Raw genomic sequence first — 18,111 nt, 5'->3', positions numbered from 1 at the left:
ACTCCAGCAAGGCGACAAAATCAGCTTGGATGGTTTTGATGAGTTCAGGGAAAAAATAATAAGGCTCATTGGTGGACATGCGTTGCATTTATATAAAATCCAAAAAGTTGCCTAGGGGTCTGATCAATGCCTGTTACAAACAAGAAGACTAAAGAATCAATCGGTTTTATACAACGAGGTTAGATATACACTTATACACTGACTTAATTGAGGACTTAAAACTAACGGTAACTGCGTTAAAAACTTTTGATTTACGATTGCATTGGTGCAGGCTATTGTCGACAACAATGCATAAATGTCAAACACGCGCAGCTCTTCGAGTCCTGTCTAGGGGCGATTTACTTTGTGTTATCAACATAGAGGTGAGGGAGAAACGAGAGCAAAGCTCAGAGGCTTTGCTCAATTAAATAGTCCCTAGATAAATAGTCCCTAGATTGAGAGGTTTTTAAACTAGAAGGTCAACAGGCTCTGATTCAAAATTGAAATAATGACACTTTAATTTATTTTTTTAGAGTCAGGATTTTTCTGGAACTCGATTTAGAGTCAGAGGATTGATTCTCTTTAATACTCTTTGGCTTACCAACATAGGTTGTAGAGCGCTTTTGGTATGGGGCTTTACTTCGCTCGGTTTTACGTTCACTACTGTCGTTACTTCTTTGAGCGTTGCGCTCACCACGACGTTCGCCTTGACTAAAGCGTCGTGGGTTTTCGCCCTGAAAATCACGTTTTGTAGTAACTGCCGGCGTATTATTTTCTGATTGTTTATTGCTATCGACCGAATGCTCTTGAGTTTTACCTGAGTCTGCGATTGAGTCGTTTATTTGCGCCATTTCAATATCTGATAAATGACGCCATTGCCCTACTTTTAAACCCTTGAGTGTCACGTTCATTATACGGGTACGTTTTAAGGTAACCACTTCGTAACCTAGGTATTCACACATACGTCGTATTTGACGGTTTAAACCTTGTGTAAGGACTATTTTGAATTCTTTAGGACCACTTTGTGTCACTTTACATTTTTTAGTAACAGTATCGAGAATAGGCACGCCATTTGCCATTTTGGTAACAAACTGACGATTAAGTGGTTTATCTACTGTAACGATATATTCTTTTTCGTGATTATTACCCGCACGCAAAATTTTATTAACAATGTCGCCTTCATTAGTTAAAAATATAAGGCCTTCAGAAGGTCTATCTAAACGCCCAATTGGGAATATACGCGTCGGATAATTAACTGCTCTTATAATATTACTCTGAATTTTACTTTCGGTTGTACACGTTATACCAACCGGTTTATTGTAAGCAATATAAACACGCTTTGGTGTTTCTTTAAGGGGCTTTCCATCCACTAATACGACATCGGTAGCAGCTACTTTTACGCCCATTTCAGGGGAGCTTCCATTAACGCTGACACGACCTTGCTCAATATATTTATCGGCTTCGCGGCGAGAGCAAAACCCTGTTTCACTAATAAATTTATTTAAACGTTTTAATTCAGTCATGGCACTTATGGCGTAGTAATTTTTAAGGCGAGTAGTGTAAACCACCCGCACTATTTTTTCTCCCCTAATTTAATATTTATAACTGTTTAAGCATTAATTTTTGCTTGCGTTAATTTGCGCCACAGATATTCAAACGGCCCTTGATCAAAATAACGACTATATATAATTGTAAATATCAGTTGCAATACAACCAATGCGGTCGCTACTAACCAATAATCAATTCGATTAAAACTAAGTACCCAATGCGTAAATAGCACTTTATATAGCAACAGCTGTATAAGCGTTTGGCTAATATACAAGGTAAATGCTAACCGCCCCGCTTGCTGGATAAGCGTGCCTATTTGTGGGCTGTTATTACAAAACTTAACAATTAAATGAATATAAACCGTAGCCATACCAAGCGCAGCAAACATATTTAGTAGCTCTTGTATTGCATACATAAAGCCACTGTTGTATTGCGAGGTATAGAGCCTTAACACACTAAAAACGGTGGTTGCAATAATGACGGTTACTAGCTGTTGTGTGTTTAAGCCTTCACTAAATACACCTTGTTTATACAAATAAATACCAATGAGCATAATACCTGCGCACATCCACAGAGTCATTATTGGTACTATAAATATCATTAATGCATTCATACCTAGGTTGCTAATAAAGTAATCAATATAGTGCGGGCTGTACAAAGAGGTAAAACCTTGAGAGTCGCGATAAATAATATCGGTTGGTGAGCTATACATCACAAGCCCTGTAGTAACACCGCACAACAAAATAAACGCGACACCATGCTTTAAAAGTAATTCATTGTCACTTTCTAGGTATTTAATAACAAACCAGCCTGACAAACCATAAACAAATAAAATATCACCAGCCCAGAGCAAAAAACCATGCACTAAACCAAATAGCATTAACCAGTAAAGTCTGCTTTTTAACTGCACCGTTGATTTATGTTGCTGCCATTGAATGTAAAGCCCTGCCCCAAATAGCAAGCTGAAAAGCGTTCTAAATCGTCCATCCACAAATAAAGTGCTAATGGTATGAATAACTAAATCGCTTATTGGTGGATTATTCAAGCCAATGTATCCTAGCTCAAAAAGCCCGAACGCATAGCCATTCATGTAAGCTAAACCAAGTACGGCAATACCCCGTATAAAATCCATATTATAGTTGCGCATTAAAGCTAGAGTCCGTTAAATATTATTTTTATAATTATCAGCCCAGTCGACAGACTGTTGATAAATTTTAGGTAATATCGCACTGTCAATATTTAGCAGAATAACGGCTTGCTCAAGTGCCCACCAGCTACCCGTTTCATATGCTTTAACAACATTTAAGATATAGTACAATGTATTTTTTTCATCGAGTAATGCGGCTTTTATTTCCTCAGGGAATGGTAATTTTTCGACGAGTAAACCCATAGGTTGATCTAAAATTGCATCGAGCAACGAAAATAGCCCGGTTAAAAAAGCTTCACCTACTTGGTGCTTTGCTACTCTCTTAGCTATTAACTCGCTAAATCGCGCGCGTACTACGCACACTTGCATCAATTCGGTTGGTTTTTTATCAGCGGTATAAGCGGTAACAATTAAGCTGACAAACTTCTTTAAACGATCGAGCCCTAAATAAACAAGTGCTTGTTTTAAAGATGTGATTTTACCGTGAATAGGAAATACGCCGCTATTAATTAAACGCAGTAATTTATAAGCCAAGGCTGCATCGAGTTCAAACAGACCAGAAATAATTTTTATATCAGGGCTTGGTTTCATTACTTCAGCGTAAATAGCGACAATTAAACCGTAGTTATAATTAATATCTTTTTGCTTTATCATGGTCGGTTTTGCAAAAAAGTACCCCTGAAAATAATCAAACCCCATGTCAAATGCTAATTGGTAATCATCTTGCGTTTCTATTTTTTCAGCTAGTATTTTTATTTGCTTATGTTCTTGGAGTTTTTCTACTACAGGGAGTATGTCATCAAGAGGTGTGATTGCTATATCAAATTTTATTAGTTTGACCAGCTTTAGGAAACGGTCCCACTGTGGTGTGTATACAAAATCATCGAGTGCTAATTTGTAATTACTATGAAATAAGCTTTTGCATAATTCATAGTTGTCATCGTTAGGCTCTATTGTTTCGAGTAATTCGATGACTACATCTTGGCAAGGTAAAAAAGCACATAAATCGAGTTTTAATGATTCAGGCCCTATATTAATAAGCGCTTTTTTACCTGATGTAATATGGCGAGTACCGAGGTTAAGCTGGTTCTCCATTATAAGTCTGGCTGTCGCTTGCCCATCGGCTATATCTGGAAAATAATTTTTAGGGCTATCACGAAAAAGTAGCTCGTAAGCGACTACTTTTTGACTTCGATTGAAAATTGCTTGCCTTGCAACAAATACAGACACATTACCTACTTCTTAGTTTTTATATCAGACTAAGCAATTAAACATTAAACGGGTACAGTTGTCACGAAACTTTATTTTCTTTAACAGTTTATCGATATAACTGCGCTATGTAATTAGCCGCCACTTCAATCCATGAGAAGCGCGCTTGTTGTGCACTTACTTTTATCTTATGCCACTTTTTAGGATCGTGCTTTTTAAGCGATAAAGTTTCATCCAAGCAGTTAAGCAGATTACTTGCTTGCATCACTAAAGAAGTGCCATTAAAACTAAAACCATTCTCATCATGTTCAACGGTATCTTTTAATCCACCAACACTGTGCACTAAGCACGGTTGTCCGGCGCGCATAGCCAGCATCTGGCTAATACCGCAAGGTTCAAACGAACTAGGCATTAAAAACAAATCCCCTAATTGATACATTAAATCCCCTATACCTTGCCCATAGCCTTTTAAAAATAACAGATTTGAATTACGCGCCATCGCTTTATTAAAAATGCTTTCAAGCTCTTTATCTCCTGAGCCTAAAATAATGAGCCGACCATTATACTTATTAATTATTTGACATACGCTATCAATAGCCAAATGGCCATCTACCTGCTGACATAGCAATAATACCTTTTGCTCTGTAAGACGCCCTACGCTTGTTACTAAGGGGCCATTAGCTGCTGTGGCTTTAAATTGCTGTAGTCGTTGGTGTGCAATATAGTAGCTGCTTTGTAGTTGTTCATTGTTACTCATCCAGGCAAATAATGTATGTTCAATTTTTTGATATAGAGTATTTAAGTCAGCGTTTTTAGTATTCGACTCTGGATATTCACAGCCATTTAGAATACCAATTAATTTACCTTGTTTAGCACTATTTTGCAGATCGAGTTCAAGCCCCTCACCACCGAAAAAACCTCTGTCATAGTTACTAGGACTAAGCACTTCTTGGCTATAGGTTGGCGACACTAAATGCACCTTGTCGGCTAAATTAATAGCACTTCGCATTGGATTAAAACAATGCGGATAACGCGGATCGCATAAATGCTGACCATTATAACTTAGCGAGGGAAACCATGTCTCCAAGCTTGATTCATCATGTTTAAATGGTCTGATACCTTGCAGTGCAATATTGTGAACGGTGTAGGCAATATGTATATTTTTTAGTGAACTATAACGAGGTTCAAACTTAATCAAAACAGCAACACAAGCACTGTGCCAATCATGTAAATGCAATGCATTGGGGCGTGTAAGTAAGCCTTGTGATAACGCTTCACACACGGCCGCATTAAATAACGCAAATTTAGTTGCATCGGTTGCAAACGGTCTACCTGGGGCATCGTTACAATACACACTACCAGATCCGCTAAATAGCGGATGGCTAATAACAATTTGACTCACATTGTTATTCATTTGCTGTATTTTAAACAGTGTTAACACGTGAGGCTGAGCATTAAATACAACGGTTACTTCACCAATATAAATACGTGTAAGCGGCTCAAAGCCGTAATCAGGAATAACAACTTCAACGGTTACCCCTTGATCTGCAAGTGCCTTTGGCGCATCGCGCACCACATCAGCCACTCCACCTACTTTAGCGCCTGGTAACGCGTCATTTTCTGCTGCAACCATAAGTACATGCATTAATTTACTACTTCCTTTAACCTGTGTGGACTTGCTCATAAATGAGCAAGCTTTGTTGTCGTGCTTATTCTAACTTGTTGTTACGCTAATTTTTTATTTTCATTTGCTTGGCGTGCTAGTTTTTTTGCAAGTTCAGTGAGCATATCACGTGTTACCAGTACGATACCTTTTTTGGATACTCGAAAGCCGTTATCTTCATCTGTTTTACGATCGAATCCAATCTCAAGCCCTGCAGGTATTTCACAGCTTCTATCTATTATTGCCCGTTTAATTTTGCAGCTTCGATTTATAATAGCGCCGGGTAAAATCACTGACTCCTCGATTTCACAAAATGAACGTACATGCACGTTAGAAAATAATAATGATTTTCTAACTACAGAGCCGGAGATAATACACCCACCCGATACCGTAGAATCAAGCGCCATACCACGACGGTCATCGTCATCAAATATAAATTTTGCAGGAGGAACTTGTTCTTGATACGTCCAAATAGGCCATGTTGGATCGTACAAATCAAGTTGAGGTTCAGGCATCACTAATTCCATATTAGCTTCCCAAAACGAATCTAGCGTACCTACATCGCGCCAGTAAGGTTGAGCACCTTGCAGGGGATCCATAAATGGAAAGGCAAATACATTATGCTCTTCTATTATCGCAGGTATTATATCGTGACCAAAATCGCGACCAGACCCTTCATTTTCGGCATCTTTTTTAAGTTGCTCAAATAAAAACTCTGTATTAAATACGTAGTTGCCCATTGATGCTAAACAGGTTCCAGGCTTTCCGGGCACAGAGCTAGGTATTGCTGGCTTTTCATCAAAACGACAAACACGGTTATCTTCATTTACCGTCATGACACCAAACGTATCAGCAGCTTCTTCTACTGGCACTTCAATACAACAAACGGTCATGTCAGCGCCATTTTCTACGTGCTTAGCTAAAAGGGCACCGTAATCCATACGATATACATGATCCCCAGATAAAATCATTACATACTTAGGTAATTCGTGACGAATAATATCTATGTTTTGAAAAACTGCGTCAGCTGTCCCACAATACCAGTCGTCGCCGTTACGCTGTGATGCTGGTAGAATCTCAACCGATTCACCCAATTCTTTTTTAAAGTGCCCCCAAGCACGATTCACATGCCGAATAAGCGAATGAGATTTATATTGCGTAGCAATACCAACGCGCCGAACCCCTGAGTTGATGCAGTTAGATAATGGAAAGTCGATTATCCGATGCTTACCACCAAAATAAACGGCAGGCTTTGCACGCCAATCGGTCAACTCGTGTAACCGTGAACCGCGACCTCCTGCTAGTATTAGTGCGTAAGTTTCTCTGGTAAGGCTACTTATATAACGATTTGCATAACTGGGCATAATACTCTCTCCATTTAGTCTTTGCTGTTAGTGATATGACTTTTAGTTGTCGTTAAGTCTGTTGCACTAATATTAAGGGGTTCTAGATGCCAAATGTCGTCACTGTATTGGCTTATGGTTCTATCACTTGAAAACATGCCACTGGCTGCTGTATTCAAAATACTCATTCGTGTCCAGTAGGTTTGATCTGCGTAAGCTTTATCTACTTCTTTTTGAGCACTAATGTAACTTTCAAAATCGTGTGCAACCAGCCAAGGATCGTTCGAACTCTTAATTGCGTTAATTAAATCGTCAAATAAACACGGCTCAAATAAATTAAAATGTCCGCTTTCTAAGAGCTGCATTACATTTGCTAAATCAGTATTTTCTGCAATTATATGCGCTGGATTGTAACGCGATTTTATCTCATCAATTTGATGTGCTTGTGCCCCAAACAAGAAGAAATTGTCGGCGCCTACCGCATCTCTAATTTCTATATTTGCGCCATCTAGCGTCCCTATTGTTAATGCACCATTCATCATAAACTTCATATTACCGGTGCCCGATGCTTCTTTACCTGCGGTAGACACTTGCTCTGATAAATCGGTTGCTGGGCAAATAACTTCCATCGCCGTTACGTTATAATTTGGCAAAAAAGCAACCCGTAAATACGGTGCGGCAAGGGGATCTTTATTAATCACCTCGGCAACATTATTAATTAACTTGATAATTTTTTTAGCCATGTAATAACCAGGCGCTGCTTTACCACCAAGTAATACACAACGTGGTACAAGTCCTTGCGTATCGCCTCGGCGAATACGGTCATACAAATGAATCACATGCAGTATATTAAGTAGCTGACGTTTGTATTCGTGGATACGCTTGACTTGCACGTCAAACATCATCGACACATCAAACTCAACATCGCAGCGTGTTTTAACTAAATCAACGAGACGTTGTTTATTTTCGCGTTTAGCTGATTGCCAGTGTCCATGAAATACTTGGTCATCAAAAAAGCGGCGTAGCTGGCTAATTTGAGCAAAGTCGCGGACCCAATCGTTGCCAATTTTTTCACTAATTAGGCTGCTTAAAATCGGGTTACAGTGTGCTAGCCAGCGACGTGGTGTTACGCCATTTGTTTTATTGTTAAATTTATCTGGCCATAGCGCATAAAACTCTTTAAACAAACCGGCTTTTAATAACTCAGTATGCAATGCCGCGACCCCATTTACAGAATAGCTGCCTACTATTGCTAAATAAGCCATGCGAATTTGCGGTTCATCACCTTCTTCAATCAGCGACAGCGCACGTTGTTTGCTCACATCACCTGGCCAGTGCTGTGCCACCAGCGCTAAAAAGCGTGCGTTTATTTCGTAAACGATTTCTAAGATACGTGGCAGTAGCCTCGCAAATAATGATACTGACCACTTTTCCAGTGCTTCAGGTAGCAATGTATGATTTGTATAGGCCATTGTTTTAGTTGTAATGCGCCAAGCATCATCCCAATCAAGCTCGTAATCATCAATCAAAATACGCATAAGCTCTGCAACGGCAATGCTTGGATGTGTATCGTTTAATTGAAAAATATGAAAGTCAGAAAAGTCGCTAAAACTCTCACCCTGTTGTGAAACCCACTGATCAACAATATCTTGAATACTCGCTGATGATAAAAAGTACTGCTGGCGTAATCTAAGCTCTTTCCCATTTTCACTGCTGTCATTTGGATAAAGCACCATGGTGATTTGTTCAGCAAGGTTCTTTTGTGCAACCGCTTCTGAGTAACTACCGGCGTTAAACTCAGTTAAATTAAATTCGTCCGTCGCTTCTGATTTCCATAAGCGCAGAGTATTAACAATATTATTTTTATAACCAGGAATTGGTACATCATAAGGCACCGCTAGTACATCGTGCGAACTTATCCACTGACGATGCGCGCGTCCGAATTTATCTGTATAACTTTGCACATAGCCACCAAATTTAACGCGCTTAGCATGCTCTGGTGCACTTAATTCCCACGGATGCCCTTCGCGCAACCAATTATCGGGTTGTTCAATTTGGTTCCCATCGTCAATAGATTGATTAAACATGCCATATTCGTATCGCAGGCCATAGCCGATTACAGGTAAAGCGAGACTTGCACAACTATCTAAAAAGCAAGCAGCTAAACGACCTAAACCGCCATTACCAAGCCCTGCATCATGCTCAGCATCTTCAAGCGTCTCAATGGTTGTACAATATTCTTGTAATGCACCTGCCACCTGTCCGTCTAAATCAAGGTTAAGTATTGCATTACCCAGTGCGCGGCCCATTAAAAACTCAAGAGACAGGTAAGCAGTTTTGCGGCATTTTTGTTGCTTAATTTGCTGATTGGTTTCTCTACAGCGTGCAACAAGCCTATCGCGAATAGTCAATGCTAACGCATGATATAAATATAGCTGTGATTCGCCGATTTTATCGCGCCCAAGGGTATAATAAAAATGCCGTGTTAAGTCATCCTTTAGTGTACTTTCATCAATCACGGGGCCGTCTTGCCAACCCTTTACTACACATACTTGTTCATCTTGTTTAGCCATGACCTATTTCCTCTAAATTTGCACTGAATACCCAGCTGCTTTGTGCAGAAATTTCAACCATCGCACCGTTATCACTACTAATAGATGCATTATTGACACTTGATAAAACCATTTGCCAAGGCGCGCTTATTGGAGAAGGCGGCAATTGGCACGAAACTACTTTTTTACTGGCATTAAATATAATCAAGAGCGCATGTTTATTTTGCTTGTCGAGCAAACTGTACATCAAAAATTGCCGTGTACTTTCATGCCAATGCGCATCAGACATGGTTACCCCTTCTTCGGTAAACCATCTAACGGTAAAACGCTCGTCTATGTCATTCAAAAATACACTGTGTTTAAACGCACTGTGGGCACGGCGAATCTTTAGTGCATCATCTACAAATTGGGTTAAGGTATGATTTAATTGCGAGTCTTTCCATGCCAGCCAACTCGTACGATTATTTTGGCAATAGGCATTATTGTTGCCACCTTGAGAGTGGGCCATTTCGCTGCCTGATGCGAGCATCGGCACGCCTTTAGATAGAATTAGTGTGAGCAAAAAATTTTTCTGCTGCTGCAAGCGAAGTGCTTTAACAAGTGGATCGTTAGTAAAGCCCTCCACACCACAATTAAAAGAATAGTTCGCACTGTGACCATCTCGGTTCTGCTCACCATTTGCTTCATTATGTTTTTCTTCGTAGCTCACTAAATCCGCAAGTGTGAAGCCATCATGGCTGGTTATAAAGTTAATACTATTAAGAGGGCCCCGATCGCTGTGCTCAAAAATATCAAACGAGCCATGTAAGCGTTTAGCAACGGTGGCAATAATACCTTCTTCGCTTTTCCAAAAGCGTTTTATTACATCGCGGTATTGATCGTTCCACTCTCGCCATGGAGAAGGAAAAGCGCCTAACTGGTATCCCCCAGGGCCTATATCCCAAGGCTCACTAATAAGCTTTACTTTGTTTAAAATAGGATCTTGAGCAATTGCTTGTAAAAAAGTATGCGACGCACTAAACCCAGACTGAGAACGTCCTAAAATCGTCGCCAAATCAAATCTAAAGCCATCAACGCCCATCGTCTCGACCCAGTAACGAAGGCTGTCGAGGACAAGTTGTAATACGCGAGGATGATCAATGTTAATCGTATTACCACAACCCGTATCGTTTATATATACATCAGGTTGACCGTTTACAGTACGGTAATAAGTTAAGTTATCAAAGCCTCTGAGGGATAGTATAGGGCCGTCATTACCAGCCTCAGCGGTGTGGTTGTATACGACATCAATAATAACTTCGATGTCAGCGGCATGAAGCTGCTGCACCATTTGCTTAAACTCATTGATATCATCGTTAACCAAATAGTCTTTGTGAGGCGTAAAAAAGTTAACAGTGTTGTATCCCCAATAGTTTTGCAGTCCTTTTCCTGTTAAAAACTGCTCACTAATAAATGAATGAACTGGCAAAAGTTCAACGGCTGTAATACCAAAACTTTGTAAATGTTCAATAAAACTTGGATGACTTAACCCTAAAAACTTCCCTCTCAGAGACTTAGGTATTTTAGGGTGACGATACGTTGCCCCTTTTACATGGCACTCGTAAATAACGGTGTTTGACCATCTATGGTTTGGCTTTTTATGGGCATAAAGCGAAGGCGCTATTACTTTTGATTTAAATATATCAATAGCATTATCAACGGTGCTTTTAGTGCCAATGGGCATTTGTCCGTAATGACGCTCACTCCAAGTAAATTCGCCAAATAAGTCTTTTGCGTAGGGGTCTATTAATAGTTTGTTTGCGTTAAATAATTGCCCTTGCTTAGGGTTGTATTCCCCCTCGACTCTAAAGCCATACAAAGCGCCTTCATTTAAAGGCGATATATGAACACTCCAAATACCACCTTCATTAATATTCATCGCTATTTTTAGGATTTCTGAATGGCCACTTTTATCAAACAAACATAGATAAGCTTGTGCTGCTTTTGGCGCATAGAGTGCAAAGTTAACACCGCCATCAGCAATAATTGAGCCTAACGGTTCAACGTGGCCATGAGTGATTTTAAATTGATTACTCATCGTCAACCTTTTGCAAATAAATAGTCGTTAAACCGCCAATAGCAATAGAAATACTTTGCTCAAATCCATGACTTGCAACAGCAGATGCTTTAATAAGCTGCCCGTCATTTTGGGTTACTTCGATCCCCGAGCCAAAAAATTGCGTTTCATCCGTATTTAAAATGACTTGATAGTAACCTTTACAAGGGACGCCAATATCGTAATGTTGATATGACATTGGTGTAAAATTGGCTATCACTACTACAAAATCACGTGCGCGTTTAGCATAGCGCACAAAACTTAAAATGCTTTGCTCGTTATTATTGTTGTCTATCCAAGTGAAACCAGTTGCACTTGTATCAAGCTCGTATAAAGCAGGTTGGTTTTTATAAATGTAATTAAGCGTTTTAATCGTTTGCTTTATACCCATGTGACTTTGATGCTCTAATAAGTGCCAATCAATTGAATGATCGTGCCCCCACTCACTTCGCTGCGCTATTTCACACCCCATAAACAATAGTTTTTTACCTGGATGCGCCCACATAAATGCATAATACGCACGTAGATTTGCAAATTTTTGCCAATCATCGCCTGGCATTTTTTCAATCAACGAGCCTTTACCATGCACGACTTCGTCATGACTTAATGGCAAAATGAAATTTTCACTAAAGGCGTACACCATCGAAAATGTCATTTCGTGGTGATGGTGCTGTTTGTAAAGTGGATCGCGTTGCATGTATTGCAAACTATCGTTCATCCAGCCCATATTCCATTTATAGCCAAATCCGAGACCATTGTGCTGAACATCTTGTGTAACCCCAGGCCATGCAGTTGATTCTTCAGCCACCATCATAATGCCAGAATTATTTTTATAGCTGCGAAGATTGACTTGCTTTAAGCACTCAATTGCACCTAAGTTTTCGCGTCCACCAAAACAGTTAGGGATCCACTCCCCTTCTTTACGGCTGTAATCTAAGTACAGCATGGAAGCCACTGCATCTACGCGCAAACCATCAAGCCCAAATTGATGCAACCAATACATGGCATTGGAAATCAAAAAGCTTTTAACTTCAGGGCGATCATAGTTATAAATATAGGTGTTCCAATCAGGGTGAAAACCTTGGCGCATATCAGCATGCTCATACAAGTGGGTGCCATCAAATTGATGCAAGCCATGCGGATCACTTGGAAAGTGCCCCGGTACCCAGTCTATTAAAATGCCTAAATTAGCTTTGTGGCATTGCTCTACAAAATATTTAAAACTGTTGTAATCGCCAAAGCGGCTGGTTGGTGCAAATAAACCCACCGGTTGATAACCCCACGAGCCATCAAAAGGGTATTCACTTATAGGCATTAGTTGCAAGTGAGTAAAGTTCATTTCCAGCGCATAGTTAACGAGTGTGTCAGCAAGCTCTGCGTAACTTAAATAACGATTGTTGTCACCGCGTTGCCATGACCCTAAATGTACTTCATAAATACTGATAGGCGCATCAATGTGGTTACGCTTTTGTCTATTATTTATGGCTTGCTCATCAAGCGTTATAGCCTCTGGTTTATATTGTAAGACGCTGGCAGTTCCTGGTGCTTGTTGCATTTTAAATGCAAACGGATCTACTTTTTCTAGTACGTCTCCACTTTGTGCGGTAATTGCAAATTTATAGCACATATCGGCTTTAAGGTCGGGTATAAACAATTCCCAAACACCACTGGCAGGGTGAAAACGCATAAAGTGACGGTTAGCTTGCCAAAAATTAAACTCACCAATAATAGATACACTGGCTGCATTGGGTGCCCAAACACAAAAACGCACACCTGCTATGTTTTGTTGGGTGCAAAAATGCGCACCAAAGTGCGAGTATGCATGCTCTAAACTACCTTCATTAAATAAATACATTGCCTGTGCATCAAGCGCACTCTTAAAACTGTACTCATCGTAAGACGTAATGACTGCATTTTCATATTCAGCTTCACATTTATAAGGAGCCGTCGGCAAATCGTTGAGCTTTGAAATAAACAAGTCACTTTGCTTATATCGCTGCGCTTTTATTTTTTTACCCAAAAAATCAACCGTCACATTCAAAGCAGTGGGCAAATACAACCGTAACTCTATGTTTAAATTATTTAATTTATGTACCCCAAGAAAACTAAATGGGTCTTTAAATCGCCCAATATTTAGGGCTTGCACTTGTGCATCGTAATTATTAAAAGATGATCCAATCTTATTTACTACAGAGCTGTTCATTAACCTTTCCTTATTGAATCAATAGCAGCTAAAAAAGATGCATTCTTATTAAAAATTTCTTCACACGTGTGGTTTAAAGCACGACGCCAATTTGGGTACTCAGTATCAGTACCTGGAATATTTACAGGGTATTGCTGCTCATCTAAATCGTCTATTTGCAAGGCAAATAATCGAGACTGAGATTTGGCTAAACACAATGCAAGTGATTGATATACATCAGTTGCATTGCTTTGTAAGTTAAGCTCTTGTGTTTGATTGGCGTTAATAAAGCGCAGTAGCTTTTGTCGCTCTTCAACTCGTTGTTTAGCAAGGCCGGTGCATTGTTGTTTATCAATTAAATTATATTGCTGTTTTATGTCTAAATCGTCGTGTTGCCACCACCCCATAAAGGGAGGTACATCATGATTGGCAATCATTAATAAGCAATGCGGCGATAAATCATTTATTGAAATAAACTCGCCATCGTACTGCTTTTCAAAATAGAACAAACTGTTAGAAAAAATACCGCTAGATGCCAAAGCGTGCCTTACCTCAGCAGGGACGACACCTAAGTCCTCACCAATAACAAGACTCTGATTAATATGCGATTCAATTTTTAAAATGGCGAGTAAATGTTCAAATGGATAATAAACATAACAGCCATCTTGTTTGCCGTTGGTTTCAAAGCACCACCATAAGCGCCTAATAGCCATTACGTGATCAATTCGCAGCCCACCAACATCTTGCATATTTGCGCGAATGAGTGAGCGATAAAACTGGTAGTGGTTATTGCCAAGTTTTTGAGGCGTAAGTGCAGGCAAGCCCCAATTTTGGCCCGCTTCAGCCCATGGATCTGGCGGAGCACCAACATGTGCACCTTGACTAAATAAACTTTGTTGGGCGTTAAATTCAACACCATCACCAGCACATCCCACTGCTAAATCGTTTATTAAGCCAATCGTCATTCCCAGCGCCACACAACTATTCTGGCAAAGTGCCAATTGCAAATGCGCTTGCCATTGCAAGTAATAATCGAAAATTAAGTTATCTGATTCTAGCGTTTTTAATGTACTTGAATACACATTACAAAAATCAGTAAATGCCTGGCGACGCTCGTAGCAAGCCGTTTTCTCAAAGTGATTATAAAGCGTTTTAAATAACCTATATTTGATGCAGCTTACATTTTCGTAATTTATAAATTTTTCATTACTTTGCATCAGCGCAGTTAGGTCATCGCTTTGCATTAATGTATTGAGTTCTAAATTATTTTTAGCGTCATCGCATAGATCAATGGCGATATAAAGAGGGTTTAGCAAAGCACGGCTGTTTGGGCTATAAGGACTCGCCCGCTGTGGCATATCAGCGAATAATAGATGAAGAGGATTAAGTAAAATATAATCCATGTTTTGCGCACTACATAAGTGCGTTAAGGCTAATAAATCGCTGAAATCTCCAATGCCTAATTGCGCTTTATTTTTTAAAGTATAGAGCTGAATAGACAGCCCGATGCATTTTTTATTGGCTACTTGATAAACTTGCTCAGGTACAGACCAAATTTGCGTCTGTGTTAGTTGCTCTCCTACTTGAACCGTTGCATCATGATATCCCACAGGAATATTTGGTAATGAGAGAGCAAGTTCAATATAGCGAACGCCGTCTAGATAATATTCACCTACAATAGGTAAACCATGTAGCGTTTGAAATGTTAAATTAACACCCAGTGATTCTATTTTGACGTATGTAACAAAGTGACATTGACGCTCATCAATGCGTATTTTTAACGTATTCTCGGGTGACTCAACTAAGCTAATACTGGGTACTAATTGTAACCACACAGCCACATCTAACTCATAGTTGAGGTGCGCAATTTGGTTGTTATCGTCGGGATTTACACCACTACATTGCAAAGCTCGCTTACGTGTCTCTTCGCTAAAAAAAACCTGTTCGCCGTTATATTTAGTAAACTCATAGCCAATGCCATGCAGGTAAAACAACTGCGAAAGAGCGTCCATTTCTCTACCTTAATTTATACGTTGCGTATTAACTATGCTATTTTCTGTACCAAATGTATTGCCAATGTAGCCATCAGCTTGATGATCGTTATCCCAAATGTTGCCATTTATTAAATAACGAAAGTGGAATTGTTGATCAATTGGAAGGCGTTGCTTGCATTTAAACACACCCTGTTTTTTATTAAGCTTCATTGGCACAGGTTGCCAATCATTAAATTCACCGAGTAAACAGACTTGCTCTGCCTCAGGATGAGTAAATTCAAAAGTAACTTCAGCTTCATTTTTTGTTTTAAAAAAACGCTTATTCAACATAGCAGGCTCCAACTAAACCATAAAAGGGACTTAATTTTTGCCACAAGCCATACAACTAAACTAAAAGGCGATGTGGATTCCATTCAAAATCATTTAACGCATATAATACCAATTTTATTAAAAACATGACCTTTCTATCGCATTAAATAACTCACTAACTGCGTTAAAAATTATTCATATAGAACAACTATATGTCACAATTTTCGCCTTGTTATTGTGCTATTTTCTTCGCGCTATAACCGATCACTTATTTAATGCAATTGGTATAAGTTAAACAAAACTTTATTTAAGCATTATTACAGTGCAAATATTTCTGCTATTGCACGCATTTAGTGCAGTTGAAACGTCAACCGTACCACTTTGACAAAGTTCTATATATTGTAGCAATTTCTAAACCAACAGCGAGCCAAGTCAGTTATTATTTAATAAAATGTCTTTTTACTTTAATCAACATACAAAGGGAGTGCTTTACAATATAAAACACTTTTGTTATGAACTCCTATAAGCGATAATACATATATATTAACACTCTGAAATATCTAAAATTTCATGTTGAAAAAAAGCATTTTACTTACTATGGCCATCGCAGTTTTAATAATAGCGACTTTTGTTGGCTCTTCAATCTATACCCTTTACAGCAAGAAAGAAATCTCAATTGATCCTAAATTAAAAGAAATATCAGGTATCGAATTTGATAAGCATAAACGGCTTTGGGCTATTAACGATGGAGGCAATGATCCTAAGCTTTATCGGCTTAATAAGGACGGCTCTATCGCTAAAGAAATATTGGTTGAAAACGCTAAAAACATTGACTGGGAAGACATGACTCAAAATAAGTTTGGGCACTTTTTCTTAGGCGATTTTGGTAATAATAAGAACGATCGAAGATGGCTTACTATTTATAAAATAGAAAACCCAATAGATATAAAAACTGACACTACACAGGCTGAAATAATTAAATTTACCTATCCAGAAATGGATGGCAGCCCCATAAAGCCAAATAATCGTAATTTTGATTTAGAAGCATTTGTCGCGCTAGGTCGTCATTTGTATCTATTTACTAAAAACCGTACAGAGCCATTCGACGGCATAACAAAGGTTTATAAGGTAGGCGACCACGCTGCGAACTTTAAAGCACAGTTAATTGGTTCATTTAAAACCTGTACCACAATGGAAAAATTATGTTGGATAACCTCTGCGGCACTAAGCCCCGATCGTAAAAAATTAGTATTACTTGATTCAACCAGCATTTGGTTATTTGAAAACTTTGAAGGTGATAAATTTTTCTCTGGTGATGTATCAAAAATAGACTTGGGGATTGTTACTCAAAAAGAAGCCGTTACTTTTTTTGATGACAATACGATAGTATTTACAGATGAGGAGTTTAACGGAATTGGCGGAAACGCTTATTTTATTAAGCTTGATGAGGTAAAAAAAGTAATCGTAAAAAGACCAATCGATAAGTAAATTCATACCAATTTGCTTAAATAGAGAGTCACGTTAACTACTGACACAGTTTATAAACTGTTCAGCTAATAGAGAAACTATTGCTTTGTCGGTGTAAAATTGCTCTTTCTCTGTAACAGGGTATCTGGAGCACATGTCTTTAGTTCTATCAAAATTAAGCTTACACGCACTAACAGAGCCACCCAAAGCTTGCTGATAACCACCATCTTCACACAAAGTGATAGCAAAGTGTTTAGCACCAACAATAATTTCACGCATACTTACCGGTGACGTCTCTAATTTAAAGAATATATCACTATACTTTTCAACATCGGTACTGTTAGTAGAAGTACCACTGTTTGCTTTTGCCGTTAGGTAATACCCGATAGCTAAAGCCGATAATAAAACTAAAATAAATGATTTCACAATTGTCCTTAAATATGACAGCAAACAGCTGACTCCGTTATCGGTAATTCTAGGGCGTGTTGACCTTTGTGGATTGAAATTTGTTCAATCTAGGGACGATTTAATCGCGGCGCGAGGTTTGACATTTATACTGCGTTATCGCCTGTTTATTGGTACTATCCACGCGGCATAGGCTCTGCCTTGCCTAAATACCAAAC

The 18,111-nt window shown here is 39.0% G+C and carries 12 protein-coding genes; 1 reads left to right on the top strand and 11 read right to left on the bottom strand.

Going from position 1 to position 18,111, the window contains the following annotated elements:
• Positions 1-500 precede the first annotated feature (500 nt).
• From rluF to CWB66_RS03505, 10 genes are all read right to left on the bottom strand, one after another.
• On the bottom strand, positions 501-1,502 hold the full coding sequence (rluF, locus tag CWB66_RS03550) for a 23S rRNA pseudouridine(2604) synthase RluF (protein WP_138584357.1): 1,002 nt from the start codon (positions 1,500-1,502) through the stop codon (positions 501-503).
• An 86-nt stretch (positions 1,503-1,588) separates the two neighbouring features.
• Positions 1,589-2,674, bottom strand: a complete 1,086-nt coding sequence (locus tag CWB66_RS03545) for a DUF418 domain-containing protein (RefSeq protein ID WP_502705283.1) — start codon at positions 2,672-2,674, stop codon at positions 1,589-1,591.
• Positions 2,675-2,689: 15 nt separating this feature from the next.
• Positions 2,690-3,904 (bottom strand): EAL and HDOD domain-containing protein, encoded by a 1,215-nt coding sequence (locus tag CWB66_RS03540; RefSeq protein ID WP_077535213.1) that lies wholly within the window; start codon positions 3,902-3,904, stop codon positions 2,690-2,692.
• 88 nt (positions 3,905-3,992) lie between these two features.
• On the bottom strand, positions 3,993-5,528 hold the full coding sequence (locus CWB66_RS03535) for a glycogen synthase (protein ID WP_138584358.1): 1,536 nt from the start codon (positions 5,526-5,528) through the stop codon (positions 3,993-3,995).
• 80 nt (positions 5,529-5,608) lie between these two features.
• On the bottom strand, positions 5,609-6,910 hold the full coding sequence (gene glgC / locus CWB66_RS03530; protein ID WP_077535211.1) for a glucose-1-phosphate adenylyltransferase: 1,302 nt from the start codon (positions 6,908-6,910) through the stop codon (positions 5,609-5,611).
• Between the two features lie 14 nt (positions 6,911-6,924).
• Positions 6,925-9,462, bottom strand: coding sequence for a glycogen/starch/alpha-glucan phosphorylase (locus CWB66_RS03525; protein ID WP_138584356.1), 2,538 nt, complete (start codon positions 9,460-9,462; stop codon positions 6,925-6,927).
• On the bottom strand, positions 9,455-11,518 hold the full coding sequence (glgX, locus tag CWB66_RS03520) for a glycogen debranching protein GlgX (RefSeq protein ID WP_138584355.1): 2,064 nt from the start codon (positions 11,516-11,518) through the stop codon (positions 9,455-9,457). Before glgX ends, CWB66_RS03525 begins: the two co-directional genes overlap by 8 nt.
• The gene (gene glgB / locus CWB66_RS03515) at positions 11,511-13,739 is read right to left on the bottom strand and encodes a 1,4-alpha-glucan branching protein GlgB (protein ID WP_138584354.1); all 2,229 of its coding nucleotides are present in this window, start codon (positions 13,737-13,739) and stop codon (positions 11,511-11,513) included. The genes glgX and glgB overlap by 8 nt, the downstream gene beginning before the upstream one ends.
• Entirely contained in the window at positions 13,739-15,730 is a 1,992-nt protein-coding gene (gene malQ / locus CWB66_RS03510; RefSeq protein ID WP_138584353.1) for a 4-alpha-glucanotransferase, read from the bottom strand. The genes glgB and malQ overlap by 1 nt, the downstream gene beginning before the upstream one ends.
• Before the next feature lie 9 nt (positions 15,731-15,739).
• Positions 15,740-16,042: an isoamylase early set domain-containing protein gene (locus CWB66_RS03505; protein ID WP_077535206.1), complete on the bottom strand. Its 303-nt coding sequence runs from the start codon at positions 16,040-16,042 to the stop codon at positions 15,740-15,742.
• 549 nt (positions 16,043-16,591) lie between these two features.
• On the opposite strand from CWB66_RS03505, the gene CWB66_RS03500 reads away from it, so the two are divergent.
• A complete protein-coding gene (locus CWB66_RS03500; protein WP_077535205.1) occupies positions 16,592-17,509 on the top strand; it encodes a hypothetical protein in 918 nt (305 codons plus the stop codon).
• A 33-nt stretch (positions 17,510-17,542) separates the two neighbouring features.
• Here CWB66_RS03500 and CWB66_RS03495 read toward each other — a convergent pair whose 3' ends face one another.
• Entirely contained in the window at positions 17,543-17,914 is a 372-nt protein-coding gene (locus tag CWB66_RS03495) for a hypothetical protein (RefSeq protein ID WP_138584352.1), read from the bottom strand.
• Positions 17,915-18,111 lie beyond the last annotated feature (197 nt).

Source organism: Pseudoalteromonas sp. S558, assembly GCF_005886635.1.
GTDB lineage: Bacteria > Pseudomonadota > Gammaproteobacteria > Enterobacterales > Alteromonadaceae > Pseudoalteromonas > Pseudoalteromonas aliena.
The sequence above is the reverse complement of the archived record's forward strand: the minus strand, read 5'-3'. Positions and strand labels throughout refer to the sequence as shown.

Coding starts and splice junctions, on each gene's coding strand:
- rluF (WP_138584357.1), bottom strand. CDS start 1,502: ATGACTGAATTAAAACGTTTAAATAAATTTATTAGTGAAACAGGGTTT.
- CWB66_RS03545 (WP_502705283.1), bottom strand. CDS start 2,674: ATGCGCAACTATAATATGGATTTTATACGGGGTATTGCCGTACTTGGT.
- CWB66_RS03535 (WP_138584358.1), bottom strand. CDS start 5,528: ATGCATGTACTTATGGTTGCAGCAGAAAATGACGCGTTACCAGGCGCT.
- glgC (WP_077535211.1), bottom strand. CDS start 6,910: ATGCCCAGTTATGCAAATCGTTATATAAGTAGCCTTACCAGAGAAACT.
- CWB66_RS03525 (WP_138584356.1), bottom strand. CDS start 9,462: ATGGCTAAACAAGATGAACAAGTATGTGTAGTAAAGGGTTGGCAAGAC.
- glgX (WP_138584355.1), bottom strand. CDS start 11,518: ATGAGTAATCAATTTAAAATCACTCATGGCCACGTTGAACCGTTAGGC.
- glgB (WP_138584354.1), bottom strand. CDS start 13,739: ATGAACAGCTCTGTAGTAAATAAGATTGGATCATCTTTTAATAATTAC.
- malQ (WP_138584353.1), bottom strand. CDS start 15,730: ATGGACGCTCTTTCGCAGTTGTTTTACCTGCATGGCATTGGCTATGAG.
- CWB66_RS03505 (WP_077535206.1), bottom strand. CDS start 16,042: ATGTTGAATAAGCGTTTTTTTAAAACAAAAAATGAAGCTGAAGTTACT.
- CWB66_RS03500 (WP_077535205.1), top strand. CDS start 16,592: ATGTTGAAAAAAAGCATTTTACTTACTATGGCCATCGCAGTTTTAATA.